The 17353-nt window shown below is 45.7% G+C and carries 15 protein-coding genes; 10 read left to right on the top strand and 5 right to left on the bottom strand.

Features of this window, described 5'->3' with window-relative positions; translation table 11 throughout:
- The first annotated feature begins 169 nt into the window (after positions 1–169).
- From thrC to MLD56_RS18175, 4 genes are all read left to right on the top strand, one after another.
- Positions 170–1561, top strand: a complete 1392-nt coding sequence (thrC, locus tag MLD56_RS18190) for a threonine synthase (protein WP_029515557.1) — start codon at positions 170–172, stop codon at positions 1559–1561.
- 381 nt (positions 1562–1942) lie between these two features.
- The gene (gene gdhA / locus MLD56_RS18185; RefSeq protein ID WP_029515556.1) at positions 1943–3319 is read left to right on the top strand and encodes an NADP-specific glutamate dehydrogenase; all 1377 of its coding nucleotides are present in this window, start codon (positions 1943–1945) and stop codon (positions 3317–3319) included.
- Between the two features lie 283 nt (positions 3320–3602).
- Complete coding sequence (locus tag MLD56_RS18180) at positions 3603–3995, top strand: MarR family winged helix-turn-helix transcriptional regulator (RefSeq protein ID WP_029515555.1); 393 nt, start codon at positions 3603–3605, stop codon at positions 3993–3995.
- 51 nt (positions 3996–4046) lie between these two features.
- Positions 4047–4700: a nitroreductase family protein gene (locus MLD56_RS18175; RefSeq protein WP_029515554.1), complete on the top strand. Its 654-nt coding sequence runs from the start codon at positions 4047–4049 to the stop codon at positions 4698–4700.
- A 132-nt stretch (positions 4701–4832) separates the two neighbouring features.
- On the opposite strand, the gene MLD56_RS18170 is transcribed toward MLD56_RS18175, so the two are convergent.
- The 3 genes from MLD56_RS18170 to MLD56_RS18160 all read right to left on the bottom strand — a co-directional run bounded on the left by MLD56_RS18170 (position 4833) and on the right by MLD56_RS18160 (position 8937).
- Positions 4833–5987, bottom strand: a complete 1155-nt coding sequence (locus MLD56_RS18170; RefSeq protein ID WP_029515553.1) for a VanZ family protein — start codon at positions 5985–5987, stop codon at positions 4833–4835.
- A gap of 7 nt (positions 5988–5994) precedes the next feature.
- Positions 5995–7338, bottom strand: coding sequence for an amino acid permease (locus MLD56_RS18165; protein WP_029515552.1), 1344 nt, complete (start codon positions 7336–7338; stop codon positions 5995–5997).
- A gap of 294 nt (positions 7339–7632) precedes the next feature.
- Positions 7633–8937, bottom strand: a complete 1305-nt coding sequence (locus MLD56_RS18160) for a VWA domain-containing protein (protein WP_029515551.1) — start codon at positions 8935–8937, stop codon at positions 7633–7635.
- Between the two features lie 179 nt (positions 8938–9116).
- Here MLD56_RS18160 and MLD56_RS18155 point away from each other — a divergent pair, with 179 nt between their 5' ends.
- Complete coding sequence (locus MLD56_RS18155) at positions 9117–11111, top strand: AraC family transcriptional regulator (RefSeq protein WP_080658566.1); 1995 nt, start codon at positions 9117–9119, stop codon at positions 11109–11111.
- 173 nt (positions 11112–11284) lie between these two features.
- Here MLD56_RS18155 and MLD56_RS18150 read toward each other — a convergent pair whose 3' ends face one another.
- Positions 11285–12337 (bottom strand): 2,3-butanediol dehydrogenase, encoded by a 1053-nt coding sequence (locus MLD56_RS18150; protein WP_029515549.1) that lies wholly within the window; start codon positions 12335–12337, stop codon positions 11285–11287.
- A 340-nt stretch (positions 12338–12677) separates the two neighbouring features.
- Here MLD56_RS18150 and MLD56_RS18145 point away from each other — a divergent pair, with 340 nt between their 5' ends.
- Both MLD56_RS18145 and MLD56_RS18140 read left to right on the top strand, forming a co-directional pair.
- The gene (locus tag MLD56_RS18145; protein WP_013311372.1) at positions 12678–13715 is read left to right on the top strand and encodes a LacI family DNA-binding transcriptional regulator; all 1038 of its coding nucleotides are present in this window, start codon (positions 12678–12680) and stop codon (positions 13713–13715) included.
- Between the two features lie 118 nt (positions 13716–13833).
- Positions 13834–14484: a hypothetical protein gene (locus MLD56_RS18140; RefSeq protein WP_029515548.1), complete on the top strand. Its 651-nt coding sequence runs from the start codon at positions 13834–13836 to the stop codon at positions 14482–14484.
- Positions 14485–14624: 140 nt separating this feature from the next.
- On the opposite strand, the gene MLD56_RS18135 is transcribed toward MLD56_RS18140, so the two are convergent.
- Complete coding sequence (locus MLD56_RS18135) at positions 14625–15554, bottom strand: AraC family transcriptional regulator (protein ID WP_029515547.1); 930 nt, start codon at positions 15552–15554, stop codon at positions 14625–14627.
- A 198-nt stretch (positions 15555–15752) separates the two neighbouring features.
- On the opposite strand from MLD56_RS18135, the gene MLD56_RS18130 reads away from it, so the two are divergent.
- The 3 genes from MLD56_RS18130 to MLD56_RS18120 all read left to right on the top strand — a co-directional run bounded on the left by MLD56_RS18130 (position 15753) and on the right by MLD56_RS18120 (position 17309).
- Positions 15753–16034, top strand: coding sequence for an Atu4866 domain-containing protein (locus tag MLD56_RS18130; RefSeq protein WP_029515546.1), 282 nt, complete (start codon positions 15753–15755; stop codon positions 16032–16034).
- A 49-nt stretch (positions 16035–16083) separates the two neighbouring features.
- Positions 16084–16824 (top strand): SDR family oxidoreductase, encoded by a 741-nt coding sequence (locus MLD56_RS18125; protein WP_204366466.1) that lies wholly within the window; start codon positions 16084–16086, stop codon positions 16822–16824.
- A gap of 206 nt (positions 16825–17030) precedes the next feature.
- A complete protein-coding gene (locus tag MLD56_RS18120) occupies positions 17031–17309 on the top strand; it encodes an ArsR/SmtB family transcription factor (protein WP_029515545.1) in 279 nt (92 codons plus the stop codon).
- The last annotated feature ends 44 nt before the right edge of the window (positions 17310–17353 follow it).

The following is a 17353-nucleotide window of genomic DNA, read 5'->3' as shown; positions in this document are numbered from 1 at the left end:
GTTCTGATTGTCTAGCAATGATAGATGCCTGATGCATCGGGGTATGGTAAAGTAGGAGAAAGTCTTTAAAATATGAAAAAAAGGCTTGGTTACAGCACCGCGACAGGGTATTATAGACAATAATATATTCGAAAAAAGGTTCGAATTGAATTTTTATTGGGGGATGTATATGAGATATATAAGCACTAGAGGTCGAGTAGAAGCCAAGGGATTTATTGATACCGTGCTCATGGGGTTAGCTGACGATGGAGGTCTAATGGTACCGGAGCAGATTCCGACCGTGTCGGCAGCTACTTTGGAGCAATGGGCGACATTGAGCTACAGAGAGCTGCTGCTGGAAGTTTTTGCGCTGTATATCAATGATGAGATTCCTCGTGAAGATTTGGAGCAGCTGGTAGAGCGCAGTTATGCAAGCTTCCGTCATCCAGAAGTTACGCCAGTGAAGAAGATCAACGATTCCCTGTCCATTTTGGAGCTGTTCCACGGGCCTACGTTTGCGTTCAAGGATGTGGCGCTACAATTCATGGGGGAATTTTATTCCTACGTGTCCAAAAAGCAGAATGAAATCATTCACATTTTGGGTGCAACCTCGGGCGATACCGGGGCAGCAGCGATTCAGGGCGTGCGCGGCAAGGAAGGAATTAAAATCTGTATTTTGCACCCACACCAAAAGGTGAGCAAAGTACAAGAGCTGCAAATGACGACGGTAGACGATGAGAATGTACTGAATCTGTCTGTAAAAGGGAACTTTGATGATTGTCAAAAGGTCATTAAGGACCTGTTTGCCGATCTGGATTTCAAAGCCAAACATCATTTGCGGGCGATTAACTCAATTAACTTTGTGCGCATTTTGGCGCAAACCGTATATTACTTCTATGCTTATTTCCGGGCACAGGAGTCTGCGGGTACGAAAAAGATCAATGTCAGCGTGCCATCCGGCAACTTTGGCAATATCTTTTCCGGCTTTCTTGCGAAGAAAATGGGTCTGCCCATCCATAAGCTGATCATTGCCACGAACGAAAATAATATTTTGGAGCGCTTCGTGAAGACTGGCGAATACCAACCGGGCGATTTCAAAAGCACATACAGTCCTTCCATGGACATTCAGGTGGCAAGCAATTTCGAAAGATACCTGTACTACTTCCTCGGGGAGGATGCGGCCAAGGTATCTGAATACATGAATAACCTCAAAACCGAGGGACGGATTGTGATCGGTGCAGAGGATTTGAAACGGGTGCAGCAGGATTTTGAAGCGCTCGGTGCTTCCAATGAGCAGTGTCTGGAGCTGATCAAAAAATACAAAGCCGAGTACGATTATTTGCTCGACCCGCATACAGCTTGTGGTATTGCCGCGTATGAGGCGTATAATGGCGCAGACGAAGTATGTGTGACCTTTGCAACAGCACATCCGGCCAAATTCGATGAAGCGATCCGTCTGGTGGACATCAAGCAGGAGTTCCCGGCGCAAATTGAACAATTGTTCTCGAAATCGCAGCATCAGCAGGTGGTAGAGCATGACGAAGCAGAAATTGTGCGTCAGCTTGGAGCCTTTTATGTGTAACAGAATGGGAAAAGAGGCTACGCCCTGTGCGCAGCCTCCTTTTTTATATCCATATTTTCCAGATATGATGTATGTATTAGTTTGAATTTGTTCACATTATAATGCCATATAGAGTAAGGTGTTAGGGCCTTAGAAATCGTGAAAAAAGCCCGTAAATCAAGGGATTTAGCTTCAGGAAACTAACAGGCAATGAGAGGTTCATAGAGTTATTTAATGAAGGATACAAAAATCTTTTATAGGCGAATTTGCTGTATTATTATAAAAAATCATGTATAGTTAACTAAATTTTATGAATACATAAGGTTCCACTCTCGAAGGTGCAGAATCAAGTCGTTCCGTCATTTAACAGAGGGGCTAATTATAAAAGGGGTGTATTAAGTAATGACCATGATCCGTCCAGAGCAGAGTCAACAAGCAGCAGCCGAATATGTGCAGTCCGTTTTTGAGAAGGTTATCGCGCGCAATCCTCATGAGAATGAATTCCATCAGGCCGTCAAGGAAATATTGGATTCGCTAATTCCGGTATTGGCTAAGCACCCTAAGTATATGCAGCAGGGGCTTTTGGAACGGCTAGTGGAGCCGGAGCGGGTCATTACCTTCCGAGTACCTTGGGTGGATGATGCGGGGGTTGTACAGGTCAACCGTGGCTTCCGTGTGCAGTTTAACAGTGCGATAGGGCCTTATAAAGGTGGACTTCGCTTCCATCCGTCTGTCTATCTGGGAATCGTCAAGTTTTTGGGTTTTGAGCAGATTTTCAAAAATGCATTGACGGGTCTTCCCATTGGTGGTGGTAAAGGCGGCTCAGATTTTGATCCCAAAGGGAAATCAGATAACGAAGTGATGCGTTTTACACAAAGCTTCATGACGGAATTGTATAAATATATTGGTCCAGATGCCGACGTTCCGGCAGGGGATATTGGTGTAGGCGGACGTGAGATTGGCTATATGTTCGGGCAGTACAAGCGGATTCGCGGAGGACATGAAGGCGGCGTCCTAACGGGCAAAGGAATTCATTACGGAGGCAGTCTCACACGTACGGAAGCGACCGGCTACGGTTGTGTGTATTTTGTAAACGAGATGCTGCAGGCTCAGGGATCGTCCTTTGAAGGAAAGCGCGTCGTCGTGTCGGGATCGGGGAATGTATCCATTTATGCGATTGAAAAAGCACAGCAGCTCGGTGCTACAGTCGTGGCATGTAGTGACTCGAATGGCTACATCTATGATCCAGACGGTATCGATCTGCAGCTGGTGAAGCAGCTGAAAGAAGTGAACCGTCTGCGGATTAGCGAGTATACGCAAGAGCGTCCAGGCGCAATCTATACAGAAGGCTGTTCGGGGATCTGGTCGATCCCATGCGACATCGCACTGCCATGCGCCACTCAGAATGAAATTGACGAGCAAGCAGCTCAGTTGCTGGTAAGCAATGGCGTAGAAGCTATAGGCGAAGGTGCCAATATGCCATCCTCGTTACAGGCCATTGAAGTGTTTTTGGACAATGGAGTTCTGTTTGGGCCAGCCAAGGCTGCCAATGCAGGCGGAGTAGCCGTGTCGGCGCTCGAAATGTCACAAAACAGCATGCGTCTGTCTTGGACCTTTGAGGAAGTGGATGCCAAGCTGCATGATATTATGAAAAATATCTATGCTAACAGTGTGAAGGCGGCTGAGGAATACGGTGTGCCGGGCAATCTGGTTGTCGGAGCCAATATCGCAGGATTTGTGCGTGTGGCTGATGCTATGCTGTCTCACGGGATTATCTAACTCAACGGCACAACTCCTTATCTCTATTGTACAATGATTGAATAACCTAGCTAATAAAAGCAATATTGAAGCTGAGCGACTCTGTGTGAGTCGCTCAGCTTTTATTTGGCATGAGACACTTTATTTTTCTCAGGGACTTGATTTATTTTTAAAGAGGATGTATATTACTTGATAGATCAATAATTGATGGATCAAAGGTTGGATCGTGAAACTCAGCGATATGCTTAAGGGAGGAGAGATTGATATCACCCAGACACCATCCGAGCCTGAGTATATTTTTGACATGCTGTTGTTGCTGAACAAGCAGATTAGCTCCAAGTTTGAGCGTTGTGCAGGAGTCAGCGCATCCAGATTGCAACTATTGTGCAAGTTGTATCAAGTGAAGGAAATCAGTCAAACTCTGCTGCAAAAAGAGGTTGGCATTGACGCTGCAGCCGTAACACGCCATTTGAAACAACTGGAAGCGACAGAAATGGTCACTCGACGCACAAAGCCAGAGGACAACAGGGTTACCTTGGTAAGCCTGACCGATTATGGGCGTGCACGCATTGTCATCTTTAAGCAGGAGCGTTCACAGTTTGTAGCTCAGATGCTACAGAGCTTCGACGAGACCCAGCGGCACCAGCTAGCTGATATGCTGCAAGTGATGAATAGTCATATATCCGATATGGACTGACAACATTTTTTTAACATTACTATACCCACAGAGGGATAAGGAGAGATTGGAATGAATAATACGAATACATCCAGTACTGTAAAAACGAATGATTTTAAAGAAATCGCCCTGGGACGCCGTTCGGTAAAAGTATACGATCCGTCCGTGAAGATCAGCCGTGAGGAAATGACTGAGATTTTGACAGAAGCTACACGCGCACCATCTTCCATTAACCTGCAACCTTGGCGTTTCCTCGTTATTGACAGCCCTGAAGGTAAAGCCACACTGGCACCATTGGCCCGTTTCAACCAACGTCAAGTGGAGACATCTTCGGCAGTGATCGCTGTGTTTGGAGATTTGAACAACTTTGATAATTTCGAACAAATTTTCGGAGAAGCTGTAGAACTGGGCTATATGCCAAAAGACATTAAAGAAATGCAACAGGAAAAAGTAGCAGCTCACTTTGCAGCGCTTGATCCCGTTGTGAACAAAGAAACGGTCCTGATCGACGGTGGTTTGGTATCCATGCAGCTTATGCTGGTGGCGCGCGCTCATGGATACGACACCAACGCTATCGGCGGTTATGAGAAGGATCAAATTGCTGAAGCCTTTGGTCTGGACAAAGATCGTTATGTCCCTGTTATGCTCATTTCCATGGGTAAAGGAATTAACGAGGGTCATCCTTCCACACGTTTGCCTATTGATCAAATTGCACAGTGGAAATAAGAGGAACGAACTAACATCTATATGTAACATAAAAAACAGGCGGACAAAGAATCCTTTGCTTCGCCTGTTTTTATATTTGATTAGATGCAACGTAGATCGCGGGTGCTTATCACGTTGTCAGTCTTTCGGTTATCATTTCACGGTATTTGCTCCCGGCGTCTCTGCCGAATCAGCGGTGTCATTCTGAGGATGATGATAGTGCTTGGGCCATATAATTTGGTGCGAAGTATGGCTAAGCTCCTCATAAAATAACGGAGCTTTCTGGAATAGACGTATGACCAGATGGAAAAAGAACCATCCATTCATCACCAACAACAAAAGGCTGATCAGAACACTTACCCATGGAGAGACTTGAGACCACAGCACGGGTCCGCCCAGTACGTAATTAAGTCCAAAATACAACCAATACAAGACACTGTAACGCTTGATGAGCCCCCACAGGGAAATCCGTTGTCCTGTCCCTACAAGATGAATACGCACCAGCCATTTCCCTGGCGTTCGTCCATTCGTCAGGTAAGGGACCACCATAAAGTAGACCCCACTGGAAACCCAGAAGGCAGCAGGCACATGCAGGGACTCCATGATGCCGAGTAGCCCGGTCCAAACGATAGAATCCACGAAAAAGGCTACACCCCGTCGGGTATAGGACACCCGTTTGGTCGTAATGTCCAAATGCTTGTCCAGATGCTCCAAGCGAGGCAGGAAGCGTGAAAACCATTCGCCTAATAGAAAGCCTAACATACCGCCCAATGTATTAGCCATTAGATCGTCCACATCGAATACACGATACGCATGGTCAAAAAATCCATATAATCCTGTCAGCTGTGTCACCTCAAAGAAGAGGGACAGGGTGAAAGACAGAATCAGACACCATCCCCATCGTGCACGGAAATAATAACGTAAGAACATACCGAAAGGCATGGTCATCACAACGTTAAAAACGACTTGTAGAAAGGCACGCTCCTTCAGCAAATGAACATAGCTGGAGGGATGAGCGGGTGAGACGGATGTTTCTCTTATAATGTCTTGAACGAACTGCAAGGGCATTAACTGCAACGCTCCCCCGGTTAATGCAGCATTATGACGCGATGCCGGAAGCGGTAATATGACCAGAAAGAAGGCGTTCATCAAGTATAAAAGCATCAGGTAAAGCAGCCATGCTCTAGCCTTGTGAATATAGCCATGCCTGCGATATTGCACGATTAGGAAAGGCAGTGTGAACAATAACGCAGCAAAAGGAAACGCAAGAAAGGCATATGAAACAGGAAATAAGTACGATTGAATCATATGCTGCTTACGCCTGCTTTCTCCGGAACTTCACCAAAGACCAAATGACCAGAAATACCATGAAAGCCACGCACACGCTAATGCTGATGCGATTTTGCGGGTCAAGCAAGAATAGAACCGCGATTATCCATAGGCATCCCACTGTAATCGCCGTTACATAAGGGAATCCCCATATCTTGAAAGTAGGCTCCACTGGATAAGATTTGCGCAATTTCAATTGGGACAGACAAATGCAGCTCCAGACGAGCAGCACGACGAAGCCCGGCACAGCCATCAAAATACGGAAAAGCCCGTCCTGAGCGATATAAGCAACCATGGAACCGACAATCAGGATTACAGCACACAATTTGAGACTATTCACTGGAACCCCATTGGAAGACAGGCGGGCAAGTGACTTGGGGCCTTCTCCATTGACAGCCAGCGAATGGAGCATACGTGTAGCCCCATAAATTCCCGAATTGGCGGCAGACAGTACAGCAGTGATCAGAATAAAGTTCATGACATGAGCCGAGCCTTGAAGCCCTACAGAAGACAATACCTGTACAAACGGGCTGGTATTCGCATCCAGTTGGTTCCAGGGAATCAAGCCACAAATGATGAGAATTGGCAACGTATAGAACAAAACAACGCGAAGAATAAAGCTTTTAACCACTCTAGGCAGTACTTTTTCCGGATTTTCTGTTTCCGTCAACGTCAGTCCAATCAGCTCGGACCCTCCGTATGAAAAGGTTACGACCAGCAGCGCTGAAAAGATAGCCAACCAGCCATTGGGTAGAAATCCGCCGTGCTGCGCGTAGTTGCTTAGATAAGGTGGAGTTTCAGTGGGAATAATCCCGAACAGTATACAGCCACCTAAGGCGATGAAGATAATAATCATGGCAATCTTAATACCTGCAAGCCAAAATTCCAGTTCCCCAAATCCGCCGACACTCAGCATGTTGACGACAATAATGAAAGCCGCACTGACTAAACTGAGTACCCATAGAGGGACATCTGGCAACCAATATTGCAGGAAGCTACCCGCAGCAATGACCTCAATGATACAGACGGCCAGCCACATGAAGCAATACAACCAGCCGATAATAAAGGACAGTCGTTCTCCAAAAGCTTTGCGAATAAAATCCTTCATATTCATGTTGGGATAGACGGTAGCCATCTCGGCAATTGCGCCCATAACGACCAAGAGCAGGAGTCCTGCGAAGACATAGGATAAAATAACTCCTGGTCCCGCCAAGCTAATCGTTTCGGTGCTTCCTTTAAAAATACCCGTCCCGATGACTCCGCCCATAGCCATAAAGGTAATATGCCGTGGGAGCAGCTTTTTGTGCAAAGTGGGTTCATTTGATTTCAATATGAAATCCTCCTTCATATAGTGTATAGCTTCAGCATAGCCCAAACAGGGTTACTTCAATTAGACTTATACTACATGAAAATATCCAATTAGGAAATGAAAGAAATAGGATATGCTAGGGAGATTGAAATCGATAGAGGACAAACTGAAGATAACAGAGGCAGAATGCTGGCGCTGAGGATTGCTTTATCAGCGATCATTGTGCCTCTTATTGCTCTACTTGGTGATATTTAAGTGATCACGCAGGGGGCATGAGGGCGTTAATCTGGTGCAGTATTGGCGTTACGGCGGGAACTAGCTCCGCAATATTCCTTTAGCCCGTACTTGCTTGAGCCAACTAGGAAACTCATTCAGCAGACGGTCGTACAATTCTGCATCTGTCACGGAGTCAATGTCATCCAAGGCAAAGAAATCTGCATTATCTACTACGCGGCCGCGCATCTTATCCAACTTTCGAAGAATTCCGTAATCGGCTTTACCAAGACCTACAAATTGCCAGAAAATCGGAGTGCTTGAGCTTTTAATCAGCAGCTGTTCTATTTTTTTTTGTTCATAAATACCTCCATCACTAAAAAAGATAATGTAGGTCGGGATCATGTCGTTGGGATCTTCTTTTGTGTATTTAAGTATGATATCCTTCATGACTTCTGGCTCGTTATTGCCCCACCCCAGCTCACTATCTTCACTAGGCTCAGCATAATTCCTATGAATGTAATTCTCGAAATTCCTCTCTGTGACGCTTGGAGCACGTTTGGCTTTGTCCGCAAAAAACCATACATCCATTTCACCATCGTCATCCATACAGGCGGCTACAGCCAACACACGTTCGCAGGCTTTTTGCACAGTCCCACCCGTGTACAATTTGAACATAGAAATAGAAGCATCGAATACAACCGCTACACGTGCTTTTTCACGGTCTATTTTTTTCTTTTTCAGTGAAAATTGTACATTCTGCTTGTGCAGATTAATTCTTGCGTTAATGGGGGCAGTCTCTTTTCCGCCAGCTTTAGCACCTACCGCGCTTAAGATCGCCGATGTAGGGATGTTCATCTGAACGGTATCCACTGGCGATTCCGTTTCCTCCACGGTCACACCATGAGCTTCGGCAAGCGGCTTTAGTCCTCCGTTGAAACCACGCCCAACTGCGCGAAGCTTGAAGCCAGACGTATGACGATACACTTCTGCCAGCACAAGCGATGTCTCACTGGTGGCTTCGGTGATGCTGTAGGTGATATGGGATTGCTTGCCTTGAGCAGTAACTGAGCAGCCGACCACATCGGCAAAAGTACCTGGGCCGTCCAGTGTGGCCGCAAACACACATTTTTCCACCCCGGTTCGTTCCAGTTCCTGGAGCGCTACAGTAAACTCAGTGGTTCTGTCATTTGGACGCTGTAACCGTACATGGCCGTGCGGGTCAGCGGGTTGATTGTAAAAAATGAAATAGTCATCTGAGGAAACCTTTCCGTCTGCTCCTACCATAAAACAGCTAACATCCAGTTCGGCAGGTGCATGCTTCCATGTAATGGTGACCCGCACTGTATCTTCCTTACCGAATGGTGCATTAGCTCCTGTACTCAATGCAACGTTGGGACCGCTCATGCTGTCAAACCCCCTATGTATTTTAAATCTTGTATTATACAAATTGTACCATGGAAATGGTATATTCACTTTGTTTCGTGCAGGAATATTTGTCTCATGGTAGACGCAGTAAAAGATGATATATAATGAGGTTGGTTTGGATACAAAGTATGATATTTATGAAGCGGAGGCCTTGACAAGTGAAGCAGGACCGGAAAAAGCAGACAGGTTCCCACACCGGGACGAGTAAGGAGCATGAGGCTGACGAGCTGAACGAGCTGCTGTCCTTATGGCTCCACTCGTCGATCCGTGTCATGGATGTCCGGCATATTCGACTGGAGCCAGAAGAGTTGCTTCAACCGTATCGTCTTCCAGCGCAGGCTTTTGTATTTGTATTGCAGGGTAGCGTGCGTTTGGATGGTGATTGGAAGGATACGCCACATTCAGGGTACGTACTGCATGGCAGCAAAGGCTTTGTACTGAATATGAAACCCTCGCAATGCGGGATTGAATATATCCTTGTACTATATAAAGCGACTTCACTATCGGGACATACGGTGTATAATCATCCTTCGATAGCTCATGGTTTTGTACCGCCTTATCCGGTTATACTGTATCAAAAGCTTCAACTACTGAAGTACGCATGGCAGGATCAAGAGGCGCTATCCAAGATTCAGGCTCAGGGTCGGTTCTATGATTTTGCATATGAATGTATGAGGCAATTGCAGGAACCGAAGGCTCGAACTTCTGCGCGGGGTATCGTGACACAGGCCATTCGATTTATGCAGGATTGTTACGCGGAGTCCATTACGCTGGAACGTTTGGCCGGATTATTGGAATGTAGTCCGCGGCACCTGACCCGGTTATTTAAAAAACAAACAGACTGTAGCCCGATTACGTACTTGATTCAACTGCGAATGGACAAGGCGAAGGAGCTTTTGCGGAAGACGGATGCCACTTTACAGGATATTGCTGTCAGTGTGGGGTACCCGGATGTCTATTTCTTTAGCCGGGCATTCAAAAAATATACGGCTGTATCCCCGGTTCATTACCGGGACAGCCTGTATTCATCTGCTTTTGTGAGAGATACCTGTCTGGATAATCCATTAAGCATGTCCGAATGTTCCATTGATTCGATAAGTGGCGCCCTGCATACTGGTATTGAGGATAATAATCATTATCAAAATTATGATGAAGGGATTTTACGAATGAATAGAAACGCAAAGCATTCCATGGCATTTATTTTATTGCTTAGTTTTACCCTGCTGCTCAGCGCGTGCTCAGACACATCCAGTCCTACGGCAACCGATGGTGCTTCGCAAGGGAACAATAATACATCAGCGGAACCAACATCACAGGAAAGGGTGCTGAAGGATGCACTCGGGCATGAGGTGAAGATTCCGGCTCAGCCTCAACGTGTGATCGCTTCTTATCTGGAGGATCATCTGGTGGCGTTGGGTGTTAAACCGGTAGCCCAATGGTCGGTGGGTAAAAATTCAGTTCAAGCTTACCTGCAAAAAGAACTGAAGGATGTTCCTACCATCGCTTCAGATCTTCCGTTTGAGGCGGTTCTGAACTTCAAGCCTGATTTGATCATTATGGACAGTGCGAGCATGGTGGAAGGCGACAAATATAATCAATACTCTAAAATTGCTCCAACCTACGTGGTAGGCAGTAATATGAACAATGATTGGCGTCAAGAACTGCTGACCGTGGGTGAGGTGCTGAATAAGAGCAATGAAGCGAAGCAGGCATTGAGCAACTACGACAAAAAAGCAGCAGAGGCTAAAGCCAAGCTGAGTCAGACGGTGGGACAAAAAACTGCGGCGGCATTATGGGTAACGGATAAAAACGTGTATGTCGTAAACCAGAATCTATCCAGCGGTGATGTATTGTATAAGGATTTGGGATTCAAGATTCCACAAGTCGTACAGGAGATTTCCAAAACGGCTAAGGCGAACTGGAGTAATTTATCGCTGGAGAAGCTGGCCGAGCTGGATGCGGATTATGTCTTTATCGTGAACAGCAAAAACGTAAGTAAAGAAGATATTGTAAAAGATCCTGTATGGGCGGGAATTCCAGCCGTTAAAGAAGGCCATGTATACGATTTTGGCAAGGATTCCAGCTGGTTGTATACAGGTACAATTGCAAATAGTCAAATGATTGACGATGTTCTGAAAAATGTAACTAAGTAATGTAACTCAATAAACTAGATTATAATAAAACAGCGCTATTCTCACTTAACGGCAGAAGCCACAGTAGGAGAGCGCTGTTTTGTCTTTTTAATTCCGTATGAACTCTTGCCGTGCAACCCGGTTTTATAATAAAAGATGTCTGCATAGAGCAGACATCTGGTTTATTTTCTAAATTAAGCTTGCGGAGATACCAGGATTTTAACCTGATTTTTCTCTTTCAGGAGTCCTTCAAAACCTTGCTCAATCACTTCTTCGAGCTTAATGCGTTTGGTAACCAGCTTGTCGGCTGGGAAATATCCTTTTTCCATCAGGCTGATAACAGCCGGGAATACATCACGGTAGCCGATAATACCCGTCAAATTGCGTTCCTTCATGACAATATTGTTCGGTTTAATCGGAGCTTCTTTTTCAAAAATGCTGACGATCATGATTTGTCCGCTGATTTTAGTAGATTCAATAGCTTGAGTCAGCACAGGAGGTACTCCAGTGACTTCATAGGCTACATCTACGCCACCGTTGGTCCGTTTGTGCAGCTCTTGCACCACATCATAAGTCTTAGGATCAAGCACAATAGCACCCAACTCTTCAGCTTTAGCTTTACGCTCCTCAGAAAGCTCTACTGCATAAATCTCAGATGCGCCCGAAGCTTTCAACGCTTCAATAACCAGCAATCCGATAGGACCAGCGCCAAATACTACAGCTTTATCGCCGACTTTCAGTTGGCTTTGACGAACAGCATACAAAGCAACGGCCGAAGGCTCTACCAATGCGCCTTGCTCGAAAGATACGCTTTCTGGAATTTTGTGAACCATGTGCTCGTCAGCTGCGACATATTCAGAAAATCCACCGCCGCCGCCTGCCAGACCGAGGAAGCCCATTTTATCGCAAAGATTATATTTGCCTTGTTTACATGCATCACATTCTCCACATGCAAAAACCGGTTCTACAACGACACGGTCGCCAACCTGAATCTTGGTTACACCTTCGCCGATTTCGACGACTTGTCCAGAGAATTCATGTCCCATTACGATCGGCGCTTTTTCGCCAGTCAATGGATGCTGAGCATCTTGGGGAATAAAGATTGGTCCTGCTACATATTCGTGAAGATCACTTCCGCAAATGCCACACCATTCTACTTTGATTTTTACTTTTCCTGCCAGAGCGGCGGGTTGCTCAATGTTTTCCAATCGTAAGTCTTTTACTCCATGCCATCTCAATGCTTGCATGTTTGTCATCTCCTTGAAGAATATATGATCATTGCCTCTATAAAAGTGAATGAATTAGGAAACGTTTCCGAAAAATAATATGTCACAAATTTTACACATTGTCAAACCAAATTCATACAAAAAGCACTTGATTTTTTTGTGAATATAATCACTTGTGACTACAGTGCTATATTCGGCTCGTTGCTTTTATACAAAGAGATTTTGTGGATTTTTCAGGTGAAGCAAAGACAAGAAGAAAACGACTTCAATTTTTAGACACTCATTCTGTGGTATAATATCAGTATTAAGACTTTATTTTAGAAAGTCAGAAAACGATTCCGTTCTTGAAAGGATTTTGGGCGTGACAGATCAAAAGAAAGTAACCATAGAGGATGTAGCCAAGCGGGCAGGAGTCGGTATTGCGACTGTCTCCAGAGCTATTAACGATAGTGAGGGCATCAGCCCGAGAACGAAAGCCTTGATTTTGCAAGTGATTGAAGAGATGGGGTTTACGCCCAACACCTCGGCTCAGAGCTTGAAAGTGCGTCAGACACGACAAATCGCGCTGGCCGTGCCGGACATTCGTAACGCGATTATTCCAGAAATCGCTTGGTCCGTAGAGCAGGCCGCCAAGCAGCATGGTTACCGTGTCGTGCAAATCAATACCGCCGGGAATGCCAGAATGGAGCTTGAAACAGTTCGTGAGGTCAAGAAGCTGCATGTCGACGGGCTCATCATTATGCCGCTGGCGTATCCGAAAATGTTGGTAGATCTGATTAACAAAGCTAGCGTTCCCGTGTCCATTATTAACTATGGCAAGAAGCTGGGCGAAGATGTCAAAGCGGATATCGTCAGTCTGGCCCGGCAAGAGGGAAGACTCGTGATGGAGCATTTGCTTAAAATCGGCAGAACAAGAATTGCCTATGCAGGCGCTGCGAAGGACAAAATCGAGGAAAGATACTTCGCTTATGAGCAGTCTCTCCAGCATGTGGACCCTTCACTCGTTTATTTTGGTGATGATTTCTCCTTTGAGACAGGGTTGCGTGCTGCCGATTATTTTTACAGCTTGAAACATATGCCGGATGCTATTTATGCGGTTAATGATATGGTGGCGATAGGGATCGTCAATCGATTTAAGGATTTGGGCGTAAAAGTGCCGGATGAGGTTGCTGTAGTTGGTATTGATAACAATCTGTGGGCTATGGTAACGACTCCTCAGATCAGCTCAGTTTCCATCATGGGGGAAGAGGTGGCACGATTGGCTGCGGAGCTGCTGCTCAAGCGGATTCAGGAACAGACACCTGGGGATTATGAGCGTGTGCAATTCGAGCCTCGTCTGATCGTGAGGGAATCGAGCGTCTCCGTGATCCGTAAGCCTACGGTGGGACGTGACGCGTAAAAGTCTAGATGGAATCTTCCTATTGTTAGATGGATGAACGGTTGCAGGCGTAGCAAGATAGGAGTGGATTTTGGGCAATTATAACGACCATTGTTTGTTCAGACAGGAGAGTGGATTCATGTTAAAAGGGAATGGGTTCGTTTCTGCAGCTTGTACTGCACTAATGCTGGCTGTAACCATAGGGTGTACTCCCCAGCCAGTGGGACAGGATGCTGAAACTGTGGCGCCGTCCGGAGCAAACCATGGGGAGTCTAAGCAAACTGCAGCCGATACGCAGCATACCCAGCAAAGTAAAGAGGAGCTTGTGCTGTCCTTTTATAAGGATTCTTCCCTCAGTGATGAAGCAAAAGTACGTCATATAACGGACCATTTAGCAGGAATCCAATGGGGAAAGATGAACGAAAACAATGAACATCAAAGCCTGGAAATGATCGAATATTTGTATAGGCAGCGAGCTTTTATTCCATCGAAAAGTTTTCCAAATGTGATCCGAGCTTCTGAAGGTTTGGATGGAGCTTTAAGCGAAAGCTATGCTGCCCTTATGGGAGATTTGTTTACAAGAGACAGAACTGCGATGACTCGAGCATTGGCAAATATGGACAAAACCAACCGCACACAAGGTATAGGAAGCATCGGGTATGCTCTCAGCTATAGAGAACCCAAGGAAGTCAAGAAAGAGATTCAACAATGGCAGGCAGGACAAAAGCTTACTACGGCAGAGAAGGATGTCATTCGAGCTTTGTTCGTCAAGCTGGATAATCCGTATTAATGCATGTATAGAGGAAATATTGAACAGCCGCGTCTCTACCGGAGGAGCGGTTGTTTGTGCTGTTTTTTTACATCCTGCCATCTATGATGGGATAAGCGTTAGTAGGACCATTGGTTTCATATGTTCATCTAACAACGTGCTCAAGTGGTCTGGTGATCCTGATCCGAGCGCAAGCGTTTGATATCACTAATTGGAGGCAGGCCGAACAAGCGGGCGTATTCGCGGCTGAATTGTGAGGGACTCTCGTAACCTACCTGAAAACCTACATCTGCCGCATCCGCTGACTCGGATAACAACAGGCGGCGGGACTCTTGTAGACGTAATTGTTTTTGATATTGCATGGGGCTCATAGCCGTAACCTCTTTAAAATGACGATGTAGTGACGAAGGACTCATATTCGCTAGTTTGGACAATTCCTCAATACGCAACGGCTTATCATAATCCTGCTTAATCCGCTTTATGACTTCTGCAATTCGGTTGGAATGGCTACCGGCCATGACCAGTTGTTTTAAGGATTCCCCCTGATTACCCTGTAAAATCCTATACAGTATCTCACGAATGACTAATGGAGCAAGCACCGGAACATCTTGCGGGTTTTCCAAAAGATGCACTAGCCTTACCACGGCATCCAGCAGTAGTGAGTTGGTTTGACTTACATACAAGCCTCGTCTGGAATCAGGCATGGGGCTTGTGGGAAAAGCAGATTCCTTGATCAGGTCCAAAACCTGATGCGGATCAAAATTGAGCCGGAGGCACAAATAAGGAGCTTCTGATGACGCTTGGATGACCTGCCCCGAGATCGGCAAATCCACCGACACAACAAGGTAGTCGGATGTGCCGTAATGGTAGCTTTCCTCTGCGAGCATCACGACTTTTCTGCCTTGTGCCACAATACATAAGGCAGGTTCATGGACTTGATGTACCGGAACGGTTGTATTTGAACTTCGGACGAAGTGAAGCGAAGGTATGGCTGTAGTGAGAACTCCGTCCTGATTTGAAAATCGTTCTATAAGCCTTGCCAATTCGGCTTGTTTTTCCATGGTAGAACCCTCTATTTTGGTTGCCCCCATCTTGACACATCCCTTCTTTCAACGTAGCCCGTTTTCATTTTCAGTAGTTTATTACATATTAAGGGTCTTTGGAGGATTAGGCAATAATTTGCTCTGATTCTTCTACCAGCCCGATGGACATTCCTCTCATAATAAGATGCAGATACAACACCTAATGAGCAATTGAGAAAAAAATAGAAGTGCAAAGGAGTGGGAGTCATGGAGAGTAACAAAGCGGAAAAAAGTGTACACGCTTCGCAGCATCCCTGTATAGGGATGTGGGTAACTGAAGACGGAAATATCCGTCACGAACTCTTGCCTAATGGCCGTTATGATGAAGCACGGGGTCAAAGGCAAAGTGCCTATACAGGCAGCTATATCATCGTAGAAGATGACTATATCGAGTATGTGGACGACACCGGATTTACGGCAGATGGTGAATTCAAAGATGGTGTCTTGTATCATGCAGGGATGGTTTTTTACAGGGAAGAGAAAAAGTAATCTATTTTATCTTTTTTCAGTGACATTTTAAACTAGAGGAGGAATAAGCATGTTGGATATTAAAGGGAAAGTCGTAGCTATTACGGGGGCAAGCAGTGGGATCGGTGAAGCTACTGCCCGTTTACTTGCTCGCCATGGGGCTCATGTGATATTAGGGGCCAGACGCACAGAGCGACTGGAGGCTCTGACATCCGAGATTCGTTCTAAAGGTGGATCGGCTGATTATCAGCAACTGGATGTGACGAAGAGGGACCAGATGGAAGCGTTCATTAACTACGCGGAAAAAACATTTGGGCGTGTGGATGTCATTTTGAACAATGCGGGAGTGATGCCTCTTTCAAAATTAGAGGCCCTGAAGGTAGAGGAATGGGATCGCATGATTGATGTAAATATACGAGGCGTTCTGCATGGGATTGCGGCAGGGCTTCCGATTATGAAAAAGCAAGGATTTGGTCAGTTTATCAATATCGCCTCTATTGGCGCGTATAGTGTAACCCCGACTGCAGCGGTGTATTGCGCTACAAAGTATGCGGTTCGGGCGATCTCTGAAGGATTGCGCTTGGAGGTGGGGGGAGATATTCGTGTGACGCTGGTATCGCCGGGAGTAACTGAATCTGAGCTTGCTGACAGTATTTCAGATGAAGAGGCCCGGCAAGGAATGAAAGAGTACCGTCGTATTTCGATTTCGCCTGATGCCATAGCCCGTTCCATTCTGTATGCCATGGAGCAGCCAGCGGATGTAGATGGTCAGACCCACGGCAAGCCCGAATTAATGCTATGGCATCCATGATTCTCCCTTTACACTCAGATCATTTTTTCCTCCATTCTTTTATGGATGGGGGATTATTTATAAGATGAGAAAGACCATCATTCACACCACAGAGTGTAAAAAGGCAGTGTCTTTAGAAGAAACGGGTTTACTTTTACAAATGTTTGTGATAACTTTATTTCGACAAACATCGAAATTAAGACTGAAACAGAAGGGAGCCGAACAGGGTGAAAGATACAACGGAAATGCAACAAGCTGTAAAAATATATAAAGCACTTGGAGAACCAACTCGTCTCAAGATAGCACTTCTGCTAAAAGAGGAAAGTGGCCAATGCTGCTCTGTGCTGGGCGAGAAGCTGAACAGTGTAGCTATTTCAACGCTATCGCATCATCTGAAGCAAATGGCAGAGTCGGGGCTGCTCACATACCGTAAAGAGGGGACGTTTATCTATTACAGCTTGGATGTGGAAGCAGCGCAGAAATATGCCCCGTTCCTGATGACATAATTTTTTTTAGTCTTAATTTCGATATTTGTAAAAATATAAAAACA

It is taken from the genome of Paenibacillus peoriae, from assembly GCF_022531965.1.
GTDB classification, from domain to species: Bacteria; Bacillota; Bacilli; order Paenibacillales; family Paenibacillaceae; genus Paenibacillus; species Paenibacillus polymyxa_D.
The sequence above is the reverse complement of the archived record's forward strand: the minus strand, read 5'-3'. Positions and strand labels throughout refer to the sequence as shown.

What these genes read in the sequence shown, in the direction of transcription:
- thrC (WP_029515557.1), top strand. Translation starts at nt 170, where the DNA reads ATGAGATATATAAGCACTAGAGGTCGAGTAGAAGCCAAGGGATTTATT.
- gdhA (WP_029515556.1), top strand. Translation starts at nt 1,943, where the DNA reads ATGACCATGATCCGTCCAGAGCAGAGTCAACAAGCAGCAGCCGAATAT.
- MLD56_RS18180 (WP_029515555.1), top strand. Translation starts at nt 3,603, where the DNA reads ATGCTGTTGTTGCTGAACAAGCAGATTAGCTCCAAGTTTGAGCGTTGT.
- MLD56_RS18175 (WP_029515554.1), top strand. Translation starts at nt 4,047, where the DNA reads ATGAATAATACGAATACATCCAGTACTGTAAAAACGAATGATTTTAAA.
- MLD56_RS18170 (WP_029515553.1), bottom strand. Translation starts at nt 5,987, where the DNA reads ATGATTCAATCGTACTTATTTCCTGTTTCATATGCCTTTCTTGCGTTT.
- MLD56_RS18160 (WP_029515551.1), bottom strand. Translation starts at nt 8,937, where the DNA reads ATGAGCGGTCCCAACGTTGCATTGAGTACAGGAGCTAATGCACCATTC.
- MLD56_RS18150 (WP_029515549.1), bottom strand. Translation starts at nt 12,337, where the DNA reads ATGCAAGCATTGAGATGGCATGGAGTAAAAGACTTACGATTGGAAAAC.
- MLD56_RS18140 (WP_029515548.1), top strand. Translation starts at nt 13,834, where the DNA reads ATGTTAAAAGGGAATGGGTTCGTTTCTGCAGCTTGTACTGCACTAATG.
- MLD56_RS18135 (WP_029515547.1), bottom strand. Translation starts at nt 15,554, where the DNA reads ATGGGGGCAACCAAAATAGAGGGTTCTACCATGGAAAAACAAGCCGAA.
- MLD56_RS18130 (WP_029515546.1), top strand. Translation starts at nt 15,753, where the DNA reads ATGGAGAGTAACAAAGCGGAAAAAAGTGTACACGCTTCGCAGCATCCC.
- MLD56_RS18125 (WP_204366466.1), top strand. Translation starts at nt 16,084, where the DNA reads ATGTTGGATATTAAAGGGAAAGTCGTAGCTATTACGGGGGCAAGCAGT.